At 61.4% G+C, this 12,294-nt stretch carries 5 protein-coding genes and 1 rRNA gene; 2 read left to right on the top strand and 4 right to left on the bottom strand.

What is annotated here, in order from left to right; translation table 11 throughout:
• The first annotated feature begins 3 nt into the window (after window positions 1-3).
• Together F8N21_RS12335 and F8N21_RS12330 are read left to right on the top strand one after the other, a co-directional pair.
• The gene (locus tag F8N21_RS12335; protein ID WP_150642409.1) at window positions 4-801 is read left to right on the top strand and encodes an ABC transporter substrate-binding protein; all 798 of its coding nucleotides are present in this window, start codon (window positions 4-6) and stop codon (window positions 799-801) included.
• Window positions 802-917: 116 nt separating this feature from the next.
• Entirely contained in the window at window positions 918-2,459 is a 1,542-nt protein-coding gene (locus F8N21_RS12330; RefSeq protein WP_150642408.1) for an amino acid ABC transporter permease/ATP-binding protein, read from the top strand.
• 242 nt (window positions 2,460-2,701) lie between these two features.
• On the opposite strand, the gene recD is transcribed toward F8N21_RS12330, so the two are convergent.
• From recD to rrf, 4 genes are all read right to left on the bottom strand, one after another.
• Window positions 2,702-4,789: an exodeoxyribonuclease V subunit alpha gene (gene recD, locus F8N21_RS12325; protein ID WP_150642407.1), complete on the bottom strand. Its 2,088-nt coding sequence runs from the start codon at window positions 4,787-4,789 to the stop codon at window positions 2,702-2,704.
• Window positions 4,786-8,478: an exodeoxyribonuclease V subunit beta gene (gene recB, locus F8N21_RS12320; protein ID WP_150642406.1), complete on the bottom strand. Its 3,693-nt coding sequence runs from the start codon at window positions 8,476-8,478 to the stop codon at window positions 4,786-4,788. The genes recD and recB overlap by 4 nt, the downstream gene beginning before the upstream one ends.
• A complete protein-coding gene (gene recC, locus F8N21_RS12315; protein WP_150642405.1) occupies window positions 8,475-11,927 on the bottom strand; it encodes an exodeoxyribonuclease V subunit gamma in 3,453 nt (1,150 codons plus the stop codon). The genes recB and recC overlap by 4 nt, the downstream gene beginning before the upstream one ends.
• Before the next feature lie 231 nt (window positions 11,928-12,158).
• Window positions 12,159-12,274: ribosomal RNA gene (gene rrf / locus F8N21_RS12310) — 5S ribosomal RNA — on the bottom strand.
• Between the last annotated feature and the right edge of the window lie 20 nt (window positions 12,275-12,294).

The following is a 12,294-nucleotide window of genomic DNA, read 5'->3' as shown; positions in this document are numbered from 1 at the left end:
AACATGTTCACTAAAAACACCGAATCGCGCCTGACCCTGCTCGCCGCCAGCCTGCTTTGCGCCACTGCCAGCCTTGCCACTACCGCGACGCCGGGCCAGCTGAAAATCGGCATGGAAATCACCTACCCACCCTTCGAGTCCTACGATGCCGAGAAAAACGTCGTTGGTTCCGACCCGGAGCTCGGTCACGCTCTGGCCAAACATCTGCAAGCGAAAGCCGAGTTCGTCGACACCAAGTTTCCCAGCCTGATCCTTGGCCTGAATGCCGGGCGCTATGACGCAATCATCTCCGGCATGTACATCACCCCGGAACGCCAGACTCAGGCCATGACCATTGCCTACGCGAAAACCGGCGCGGCGATCATGGTTCCGAAAGACAGCGGCCTGAATCCGCAAACCCCGGAAGACCTCTGCGGCCTGAAAGTCGGACTGGAACAGGGCACCACCTGGGTTGGCGAATTACAGAAGCTTTCGACCAACTACTGCGTGCCGAACAACAAGGGCGCCATCAGCCTGAGCGAATACCCGTCGGCACCGGAAGTCACTCAGGCGCTGCTGTCGAAAAACATCCAGGCCCAACTGGAAATCGCTGGTGCCGCGAAGATGATCGCCGAACGCACCAAAGGTCGAGTGCAGGTGACCACTCAACACCCGGTCTATCAGCAGACCCTCGGCATCTTCGTCAAGAAAGGCAACGACGAGGCCTATCAGGCGCTGCTCAAGGCCTTCGCTGAAGTCAAGAAAAGCGGCGAGTACGCAACGATCCTGAGCAAGTACAACCTGGAACCAGTAGCTGATTGAAGAACTTCGCGGGCAGCCACATCTTCCTGGGGAACGTGGCTTGCCCGTGACCGAACCGGGCCACGTACGGATGCAGCGCTCGCCATGATTTCAGCGACATAAGGCTAGAGGTATTTATGCAATTCGAATGGTCCTACTTCTTTTCCCTGTTCTCGCTTCCGAGCTTCTGGCATGCCTGCGTCACGGTCATTGAACTCAGCGCCCTGGCGTGGTTCATCGGCATGCTGCTGGGCTTTTTACTGGCTTCGGCCAAGCTGTCCAGCGCGGCCTGGCTGAGGACACCGGCGGCGGTTTACATCTGGTTCTTTCGCAGTATTCCGCTGCTGGTGCTGGTGGTCTTTGTCTACAACCTGCCGCAGCTGTTTCCAGCCACCGGTTCGGTGTTGTCCAACCCATTCTATTCCGGACTGTTCGCCCTGGTGGTGACCGAAGCCGCGTACATGGCGGAAATCCATCGCGGCGGCCTGATCTCGGTCGCCAAAGGCCAGAAAGAAGCCGGTCGGGCCTTGGGTATCGGTCTGGTGGGGATGCAACGGCTGATCGTGATTCCCCAGGCGTTTCGTATTTCGTTGCCGACCCTGATCAACGAATACATCACCGTGGTGAAACTGACGTCGCTGATCTCGGTGATTTCCCTGACCGAACTGCTCACCGTCGGCCAACGCCTGTACGCGCAAAACTTCCTGGTGATGGAAACCCTGGCGGCGGTGGCGGTGTACTACGTGCTGATCGTCAGTGTGTTCGGCTGGTTGTTGCAGCGCCTGGAACACTCGCTGGACTTGAATCAACGCAAGCCGAAAACCCTCGATGACGCCGCCGTGGCCGAACTCAAGTCGGCCATCTCGTCGCAGGTCACTGTGGCTCGCACACAGAAGGACTCCGGCGCGGACTCGATCCTGCATTTGCAGGACATTCATAAACGTTACGGCGACCATGAAGTGCTCAAGGGCATCGACCTGAAGATCGGCAGCGGTCAGGTGGTGTCCATCATCGGTCCTTCCGGCTCGGGCAAGACCTCGCTGATTCGCACCATCAATGGCCTTGAGAGCATTGATCAAGGTGAAATCATGCTGTTTGGCGAAAGCTTCATCAACGCTGGCGACAACCTCCACAGCACGAAAGTCCGTCAGGGTGTGCGGCATATCGGGATGGTGTTCCAGAGCTTCAACCTGTTCCCCCATCGCTGCATTCTCGACAACATCACCCTGGCGCCGCGCTTCCACGGCAGTGCCAGAACCTTGAGCGAACAGCGGGCCTATGCGCTGCTGGATAAGGTTGGCCTGCTGGCCCACGCCCACAAATACCCGCATCAGCTGTCCGGCGGCCAGCAGCAACGGGTAGCGATTGCCCGGGCATTGGCCATGGAACCGCAGATCATGCTGTTCGACGAACCGACGTCTGCCCTCGATCCGGAGCTGGTGGGCGACGTATTGAACGTGATCCGCGATTTGGCCAGGGAAGGCATGACCATGCTGATCGTGACCCACGAGATGGACTTCGCGATGTCGATTTCCGATCGGGTGATTTTCATGGAAGGCGGGCATATTCAGCTGGACGCGAGCCCGCACGCCATACGCAATGAGCAGGAAGGGGAGCGGGTTCGACGCTTTATGGGACTGCCTGCTGCGCCTGAAATGCCGTTGGCGATGGCGGGGTAGATTGCCAGGTTTGGAGGCAGGCCCTCACTGTATATAGGAGCCGGGCACATAACCTGTGGCGAGGGGGCTTGCCCCCGCTGGGTCGCGCAGCGGCCCTAAAACCTGCAACCGCATTACATCAGGCGGACCGCACCATCAGGTTTTACGACTGCTGCGCAGCCGAACGGGGCGATGCGGCGTTCCGACAAGCCCCCTCGCCACAGTAAGCGCCCTGGGCACAGGAAATGTGCCCGGGCGCGATATCACCCCAGTTCCAGCATCAACCCGCTCAGGCGCTTGACCTTGCGCCGCACCGCTTCTTCGAACACCCCGGGTCGTGTCTCGATCAGGCTGAACCAGTCCTTGGCGCGGGTAATCCCGGTGTAGATCAGCTCCTTGGTCAGTACCGGGTTCAGCGCATCCGGAAGAATCAACGCGGTGTGGGCGAATTCGGAGCCCTGGGATTTGTGCACGGTCATGGCGAACACGGTCTCCACATCATTGAGCCGACTGGGCAGGACAAAACGCACACCGCCCTGCCCATCGTTGCGCGGGAATGCCACGCGCAGCACCTGTTTACCGGCCTGTGGACCCTCGCGTTCCGGCAGTTTCAGGGCGATGCCGATGTCACCATTCATCAAGCCCAGACCGTAATCGTTGCGGGTCATCAGCACCGGGCGGCCTTCGTACCACTGCTGGTCGTTGTCGATCAGCCGGGCCTTGAGCAACGCGCCGGTAATGCGCAGGTTCAAGCCCTCGACGCCCCAGGGCCCCTTGCGCACCGCACAGAGCAACTGAAAGCGGTCGAACGCCTGCAACACCTCGCGCGCCCATTCGATCCAGCGCGGATCCTCAAGCGCGGTATCGACTGCCGGGCGTTGAGTGCGCAGCAGGCTCAGGTAATGCCGATACCCCTGCGGACCTTCGCCCTGTCCTTCCAGCACCAGCTGCTCCAGAGCGCGATCCTGTTCGCCCTTGAGCGCCAGCGAAAACACATCGGCATGACTGCGGGCGGCCAGCAGTTTGCGTGCCTCATCGGCGTGTTGCTGGTTGACCCAGCGGGCCAGCTGGCCAATGCCACTGCCCTCACCGAAACGCCGCGAGTGGCGCAACATCACCACTTGCTGGGCCAACGGATGAGCACCTTCGGTGTCTTCGTGCAAAGCGCTGGCACTCAGGCTTTCAGCGCTGACCGACTCCAGCCATTGGCGGGTCTGCGGGCTGTACCAGCCGGCCTCGGCATCGCGGCACAAATCGCCGAGCACCGCACCGGCCTCCACCGAGGCCAACTGGTCCTTGTCGCCGAGCAATACCAACCGGGCGTGGGCCGGCAAGGCGTCGAGCAGGTTGGCCATCATTTCCAGGTCGATCATCGAGGCTTCGTCGACCACCAGCACATCCAGCGGCAAGCGGTTGCCGGCATGGTGACGAAAATGCCGGGTGCCCGGACGGCTGCCGAGCAAGCGGTGGACGGTGGTGACTTCAGTGGGGATCTTGTCTCGCACGTTTTGCGGGACAGCGAGGGTACGAACCTGCTGGCTGATGGATTCGGTCAAGCGTGCGGCGGCCTTGCCGGTGGGTGCGGCGAGGCGGATGCGCAGCGGTTTGCCGGACTCCACCGCTGGCGCCTGCAGCAGTGCCAGCAGACGCACCACAGTGGTGGTCTTGCCGGTGCCGGGACCGCCGGTGATGATGCTGAAGGCTGCGCGAGTGGCCAGGGCGCAAGCGAGTTTCTGCCAGTCGATCGGCGCCTCGCTGCTGGCCGCACCGAACAAGCTGCTCAAGCGCTCCGGCAGATCATCGGGGGTTGTTTCGTCGGCCGCCAGACGTTGACGCAGGGCGCTGTCGATGCGCCGTTCGTAAGCCCAGTAACGGCGCAAATACAAACGCTTGCCGGACAATACCATTGGCCGCTGTTGCGCCTCGTCACTGGCATCGACGGCCAGCGCGACCAACTTGCTCAAGGCCAGGACCTTGCACCAGTGCGCGCCTTCCAAGGCCTCGAGCAGTTGCGACGGCAACACCATGGCAGCGCTCGGCACCTCGCCTTCCGGCGGTAACGACAGGGCGAAGTCCGGCGCCTTGAGGGTCTCGAACAGATCCAGGCAGACGTGCCCGTGGCCCAGTTGATGGCTGGTCAACGCCGCCGCCAGCAACACCAGCGGGTCGCCCAGGGGTTCCAGTTCATGGAGGAAGGCCACAAAGGCTTTGTCCAGCGCCCTCAGCCAGCCGCGTTCGACCCAGCGCTCCAGCAACAGCAGCAGATCCTCGGCTCGACTCAAGGGCGCCAGCTCGGCCAGGCTTTGCGCGGCCAGCGATGTTGGCAGCAAATCGGCAAAGGAACGCTTCATAGCAATACTCCCTGTTCCCAGGCGGGTTCGGCCTTGGGTTGTTCCGCTTTGCCCTGGAACAGCCGGTCCAGACGTTCGATCAATTCCCGAGGCGGACGGCTGAAATACACGCCCCGGCTCGCGGCCTGGGTGCCACGTAAAAACAGGTAGAGCGCCCCGCCCATGTGCCGCTCGTAATCGTAATCGGCCAGCCGCGCCTTGAGTTGGCGATGCAGGGCCAGCAGGTACAACACGTATTGCAGGTCGTAGCGGTTGTCGAGAATCGATTGTTCCATCGCCTGCTCGGTGTAGGCCGAATCATCGACGCCCAGCCAGTTGGATTTGTAATCGGCTACGTAGTAACGCCCTTGGTGCTCGAACGTCAGGTCGATAAAGCCCTTGAACATGCCATTGAGCAATACCGGTTCGGCCGCCACCCGGGCCACGCCGTTATGGGTGTATTGACGCACCAGTTCATCGAGCTTGAGCACGTCGACTTTATGGCTGGCGAACCAGAATTCCATCTCGACCCGGTACTGGGTCAGTTGCCCGAACACCACGGGCGGTTGTCCGGTGCCGATCGATAATGGCGTCTGCAGCAAGTGCAGCAACCAGTCGCTCAAGGTGCCGATCCAGCCTTCCCAGCCACGGCGGTTGCAGCGCCGGCCAATGGCGTCCTCGATACTTTGTCGATCCGCGGCAAAACCTTCGTCACCGGCCCACTCCAGCAGGCCGTGGAGAAAGGTCCCCGGGTTCGGTCCACGGGGGAAATGGTGGATATCGCCACCGCTGGCAATGACTTCCCGGGGAGCATCCGGATCGAGTCGCTCATCGTCGAAGAGCTTCTGCGCTTGCGGGCTTTCCGGTGCTTCGTCACTGCCGGCACTCATGCGCTCGCCAATGCGCAGGGCGCTATAGGAGGCGATCCACCAGTTCTCGGCAGCCTTGCGTTTGGGGATCAGCGGGGCGAGCAAGCGTGCTTCGTTGCGCGGCGGATGGAAGCACTCGGCGGTGGCTTCGGGCATTTCGCTATAGCTCAACGCCGCGCAGCCTTGCTGCAAGTCTTCCAGCCAGCGGCTCAAGCCGGTCGACTCGGTCAGGGGCGCGCCACCCCCCAGCAAATAGCCCAGCGCCGAAAGGTGCAGGACCGAACCGTTGTTATTGCCGCGCTTGAGGTCTGTGACACCCAACCACAAAGCGTGTTGCGCACGAGTCAGTGCCACGTAGAGCAAGCGCAGGTCTTCGGCCAGACGCTCTTCATCCGCCTGGGCAATCAGCTCGGCGGTCGGTTTCAGCGACACTTGCGCCTTGCCCGTGGCGTCGTGGTAATGCAGCGGCAAGCGACTGCCATCCACCGGTTTGGCCGAGCAGATGAACGGCAGAAACACCAAGGGGTACTCAAGACCCTTGGACTTGTGGATAGTGACCACCTTGACCAATTGCTCGTCACTTTCCAGCCGCAGAATCTGCTCTTCGCCCGCCTGCCCCGACAACGCCAGATGCTCGGCCAGATGCCGGATCAAGGCTTGTTCGCCATCGAGTTCGGCGGCGGCTTGCTGCAGCAACTCGCACAGGTGCAGCAGATTGGTCAGCACCCGCTCGCCATCGCTGCGAGCAATCAGCGCCTGAGGCAACTGGAAGTCATGCAGCAGACGGCGCAACATCGGCAGCACCCCCTGGCTGCGCCAGATTGCCCGATAACCGCGGAACTGCATGACCCGTGCTTCCCAGGCCAGCTCGTCCTGGTTCAAGCGCTCCAACTCGGCCAGTGGCAGGTTCAGTGTGATGCAGGCCAATGCCGCACGTAACGGTCGCTCGACATCCGGCTCGGCGCAGGCCTTGAGCCAGGCCAACAGATCATGGGCTTCCTGGGCGGCGAATACCGAGTCCTTGTCCGACAGGTAAACACTGCGCACCCCTCGGGCGGACAGCTCGGCGCGCACCGCCTGGGCTTCTTTGCCGTCGCGTACCAAAATCGCGATATCGGCCGGGAGCAGGCCTCGAAAATCCTTGCCGTCTTGAGCAAACCCGGCTCGGCCCTGTTGACCACCATTGAGCAGCGTGACGATTTCGCTGGCGCAGGCGGCGGCCAGTTGCTGGCGGTAAACTACGCCGGATAATGGTTGGTCTGCGGACAACTGCCAAATGTTCAATGCCGGCAGTGGCTGGCCATCGATCTGCAAGACTTCTTTGCGTCCCTGAGACGCCACGGGCAGAAACGGCACCGGATTCTCGCCAGTCTTTTCCCGAAACAGAAACGCACCACGCCCGAGCTCACGAGACTCGGCGCGCTCGAATACATGATTCACCGCCATGACCATTCCATGGCTGGAGCGGAAGTTGGTGCCCAGGGTATGCAAGCGGCCAGTGGTGGCCTGGCGCGCGCGCAGGTAGGTGTAGATATCGGCGCCGCGGAAGGCGTAGATCGCCTGCTTCGGGTCACCGATCAGGAACAGCCCGCTGTCGGGATTGTTGTCTTCGATGCGGTAGATGCTCTCGAAGATCCGGTACTGCACCGGGTCGGTGTCCTGGAATTCATCGATCAGCGCAACCGGAAATTGCTCGCGGATCAAGGTCGCCAGGCGCTCGCCGCCGTCGGCTTGCAGTGCCGCGTCGAGGCGCAGCAGCATGTCGTCGAAGCCCATCTCGGCGCGACGGCGCTTCTCTTCCTCAAAACGCGCACCGACCCACTGCGCAGCATGTTGCAGGACCGCCGCATCCGGGCTCGGCAAGGCATCCAGGCTGGCTTTGAGCCCGGGCATTGCGTCCAGCCCGGGATGGCTCGGTGCCTGGCCTTTCCAGGCCTCGGCCATGCCGTCCGGCGTCAGGCGACTGAAGCCGGTGCCGATATCCAGTTGTTCCTGGGATTCATCCGCGGCCCAGGTGCTGATTTTCTCGAACCAGGGCTCGAAGTAGCGCGCCTGCATCTTGCGCCCATCGACGGCCTTGCTGGCGACCGCTTGCAGGCAGATATCCCGCAGCTCGGCCGCCCATTGCAGCCAGGGCGTCTTGAGCTGCACCAGGGCTTCGCGGCGCTCTTGCAGGCATTCGGCAATCACCTCGGCCGGTGCTTTCCCGTGTTCGTTGCCGCGCTCGCTGGCGAACAGCGCGCGGACTCGCGGCAACAAGGCGGCCGGGCCACCCCAGTTGGCCCGCACCCAGTTCAGTGCATCACCTTGCATCGGGTAGCAAAACAGCCGCCAGTAATCGCGCAGCACTTCACCGAGCAAGTCGCTGTGGTCGGTTTCAAGGGTCTGGGTAAACAGGCTGCCACTGTCGAAGGCGTGCTCGCGCAACATGCGCTGACACCAACTGTGGATCGTCGAGACGGCCGCCTCGTCCATCCATTGCGCCGCGATGTCCAGGCGATTGGCACAGCCGGGCCATTGCTCCGGGCGGTATTCCTCGCGCAACTGGTTGATCAGGTCATCCGGTGCCGGCGTCTCATCGCGGAAAAACCGCGCCGCTTCGGCCAGACGGGTGCGGATACGCTCACGCAGCTCCTTGGTCGCGGCGTCGGTGAAGGTCACCACCAGTATCTGCGGAGGCAGCAACTCGCAGCCGAAGCCTGCGGGCTCGCCACCGTGGCCGAGCACCAGGCGCAGATAGAGCGCAGAAATGGTGAAGGTCTTGCCAGTCCCGGCGCTGGCTTCGATCAGCTGGCTGCCATGTAGGGGAAAAGCCAATGCCAGAGGTGTTTTTGTGGTCATGCGCGAGCCTCCTCAGTGGCCAATGAGCGCCACGGGGCTTCAAGCAGCGGGCGATAAAGGGCGTCGCACCAGGTGGCGAAGGTTTCGTCAGCCACCAGAGCGTTGTAATCGGCGAATTGCCGGGCCAGGGCCGGGCTTTCGCGACGCTCGCCATCGGTGGTTTGACCGTCACCCTCATAGGCTTTGCGCGCAGCCGCCTCGGCCTTGAGCGGATCGCTCTGACCCAGCCAGGCGAAGGCGGTTTTTACCGCGACCGGTAATGGCTGACGCATGCCGAATTGCCAGGCCTGCAACAGATCGCCCAAGGTTTTCAGGGCTGCGTTCTGTTCCAGGGGAGGCAACAACAAGGTGTCGTCACTGGCCACCAGGGCCGTGGTCATCGACAACCCGCTGGCACAGGCCGCCAGATGATTGACCCAGGCTCGGGTCAGCCGATGCCATTTGCGGGTCTTGATCGAACCAATGCTGTTGGGGATGGTGGTGACAGCCAATAGTCCGCCATCACTGCGTTGATGCAGACCACTGAGCCAGCCTTCGAGGCCGATCCCGTGCAGCTCCAGACTGACTGGCAAGGCACTGTTGAGGGGTGTCGGCCATAACGCCAATAGCTGCTGATAGCGCTGTAGCAAGTCCGGCAAAGGTTCGATCAGCTCCTGTTGCAGGCGTTCACCAAACCCGGCCATCGGTAACAGACCGCAACCCTGCAGGCGTTTTGCCTGGGCTGCCAACGCCTGATCCGGCTGATCCCCATGGCCAAGGGCGGCTTCCAGCAAGCTGTCGCTCAGGCTATAGCGTTGCAATGCATCGAGGACAAAGGGTTCTTCATCCGCCAGCGGCACCTCGGCGGCTTCGAAAAACACCTTGAGCCGTTGACTGAAGAAATGTCGCAGCGGATTTCGATGGAAGTCCTGCAGCAAGCCCAGGCTCAGCGGCTCCTCCTGGTGGTAGGCCGCGAGTGCTGGAAGTTCGCTGGCTTCTGCCGATGGCTGATGCAGCAACTGCCACTCCCGAGCGTAACTGAACAACTCGTCGCCTTCATGGAAGTAACGTGCACTGAAGGGTTGCAGTGGATGTTCCTGGGTCATGGCCTCAAGCAGCGATTCATCGCTATCGCACAGCCGCCAGCCGCTGGCCAGATGATCGCGCAACTGGCCGATCAACACCGATGCCGGGCGCTCGCTGTTGTCGCGAATGCTGCGCCCGACCCAACTGATGTACAGCTGATCCCGCGCCGAGAGCAAAGCCTCGAGCAGCAGGTAGCGATCATCTTCGCGCCGCGAGCGGTCGCCGGGACGGTAATCACTGCCCATCAGATCGAAGTCCAGCGGCGGTTGCGCACGCGGGTAGTCACCGTCATTCATGCCCAACAAGCACACAAGCTTGAAAGGAATTGCGCGCATCGGCATCAAGGTGCAGAAATTTACCGCACCGGCCAGGAAGCGTTGGGATAGCCGACCCTGGTCGAGACCGGCCAGCCAGGCCTCACGGACCACGGTCAGTGGCAGCTCGTCCTGCAAGCCAACCGACTCGCAGGTATCCAGCCAGCTTTCGCGCAAGTCTTCGAGCTGGGCCAGAAGGTAGTCGTCATGCTCATTACTGGCCAGGAAGAACACCTGTACCAGTGCTTGCAGGCGCTCGCCCCATTTTTTCGGTGACGCGGGTTGGGTGAGCTCCTGATGGGCAATATGCAGCGCATCGAGTAAAGCCACCAGCGGGCCGATCAATGCGGCGTCCAGCCCGCCGATTTCATCGTAAGGTTCGATGCCGTCACAGGCAGCGCCGCTGCCTACGGCATAACCGAGCAGCATCCGGCGCAGGCCGAAACGCCAGCTGTTCTGCTCCAGTGCATCCGGCAGGCCCAGCCCGGCGCGCTGCTCGGCATTCATGCCCCAGCGAATACCGGCGCCTTCAATCCAGCGATGCAGGGTCGGCAGGTCGCGCTCCTCTATGCCGAATCGCGCGCGCAAGGCTGGAACATCCAACAGATCGAGAATCTCGCTGACCGGAAAACGACTGTCCGGCAGCTTGAGCAGATGTTCCACGGCGATCAGCAGCGGATCGCGGCCACGCTGGCCCTGGTCGGCAAGGGTGAAGGGAATGAAGCGTCGATCATCTCGCTCGAGCTGGCCGAATACCGCACGGATATGCGGCGCATAACTGTCGATATCCGGAACCATCACGATCACATCGCGAGGGTTCAAGTGTGGATCGGCGCTGAAGCGCGCGAGCAACTGGTCGTGAAGGATTTCCACTTCACGCTGGGCGCTGTGAGCAATGTGAAAACGGATCGACTGGTCCTGTGCAGGATCAAGCGCGGGCCATAGCTCGCGGGTCTCGTTCAGTGGACGTAACTCGAGGATGTCGTCCTGCAACTGGTTGAGCATATTCTGCGGCTGGTTTTCGCTGAACAGATCGATTCGCCCATCGCGAAAGGCCGAACGATAGCTGTTGGGGTCATCATAGCTGTCGAGCAGATTGATGTAGTCACGCCCCTGTTTACCCCAGGCAGCCAGCAACGGGTGAGCGTGTTGATGCAGGGTTTGCGGGTCGAGCACCACGGGCATTCCGGGCTTGCGCGCCTGACGTTTGTATTGGTGCCGTAACAGGTCTTTATCGGCGACGATATCCGCCCAATGGTGCCGACAGGGGTTATGTACGCACAGCAGAACCTGACTGAAACGCGCCAACCCGGCGAGCGCTTCGAGGGCTTGAGCAGGCAGTGAAGAAATACCGAAAACGATCACTCGGGAGGGCAAGCCTTTTGGGGCGGTCTCCAGGCTGTTGATCCGCTCGATGAAGCGTTGGTGAACGCCGGCACGACTTTGCGCCATGCCCTCTGCACCTACATCCAGCAACAGTGCACGCCACAATTCGGCTTGCCAGCAGTTGGCGGGTGTCAGCGCCTTGGCTTCGCCCCTGACATTACGTAGTTGATGGCGACCGGCTGCCCAGTCTTCCAGCCAGTCGGCGCGGTACACCTGGTATTGGTCGAACAGATCCGCCAGGCGCTCGGCCAGTTGGTAGCGCTTGCGCAGGTCGGTGTCGTGGGTGAGGAAGCGTTGCAGGGGTTCGAAGTGCGGCTGATCGATCAGCGCAGGCAACAAGCGCATCAGCCGCCAGGTCAGTGGGGCTTTATCCAGCAGGGATTTGGCCGGAATCTCGTCACGGCCCAGCACCATACGATAGAGCTGCCACATAAAGCTGCCCGGCAACTGCACATCAATCGCGGCCGCTATGCCGCAGCCGCCGGTATCCCCGGCTTGCGGGTCTTCAGCCAATGCCAGCTTCAGCCACTGGGCGATGCCGTTGCTTTGCACCAGGGCGATTTCATTTTCCAGGGGGGCCAGCGGATAACGCCGCATTACGTTGATCACCAGACTGCGCAGTTCTTCCAGGCTGTTGCTTTGAACCACCATAAAAGCAGCATTGAGTGACGTCGCGTCCGGCATAGCGGCTTCCTTGAAGAATGCAAAAGCTGAGGCCGAACCTTAGCACTGGGACGGCTATTGTAGGAGCCGAGCTTGCTCGCGATGAACGTTAACGATAACGCGTGTTTTCTGAACAAACGCGCCGCCCTTGAGTCCATCGCGAGCAATCGAGCGTCGACCGGCTGCTCCTGTAAATCGGGCGCAAAAACAAAACCCCTACCTGCATACGCAGATAGGGGTTTCGGAATTTAATCTTGACGATGACCTACTCTCACATGGGGAAACCCCACACTACCATCGGCGATGCATCGTTTCACTGCTGAGTTCGGGATGGGATCAGGTGGTTCCAATGCTCTATGGTCGTCAAGAAATTCGGTAGCCGGGTCGT

Origin of the sequence: Pseudomonas fluorescens (genome assembly GCF_902497895.1) — a bacterium.
Classification (GTDB): Bacteria; Pseudomonadota; Gammaproteobacteria; order Pseudomonadales; family Pseudomonadaceae; genus Aquipseudomonas; species Aquipseudomonas fluorescens_BP.
The sequence above is the reverse complement of the archived record's forward strand: the minus strand, read 5'-3'. Positions and strand labels throughout refer to the sequence as shown.

Bases quoted from the DNA above. Each gene is read 5' to 3' on its own strand.
- recD (WP_150642407.1), bottom strand. From the start codon at position 4,789: ATGAAGCGTTCCTTTGCCGATTTGCTGCCAACATCGCTGGCCGCGCAA.
- F8N21_RS12330 (WP_150642408.1), top strand. From the start codon at position 918: ATGCAATTCGAATGGTCCTACTTCTTTTCCCTGTTCTCGCTTCCGAGC.
- recC (WP_150642405.1), bottom strand. From the start codon at position 11,927: ATGCCGGACGCGACGTCACTCAATGCTGCTTTTATGGTGGTTCAAAGC.
- F8N21_RS12335 (WP_150642409.1), top strand. From the start codon at position 4: ATGTTCACTAAAAACACCGAATCGCGCCTGACCCTGCTCGCCGCCAGC.
- recB (WP_150642406.1), bottom strand. From the start codon at position 8,478: ATGACCACAAAAACACCTCTGGCATTGGCTTTTCCCCTACATGGCAGC.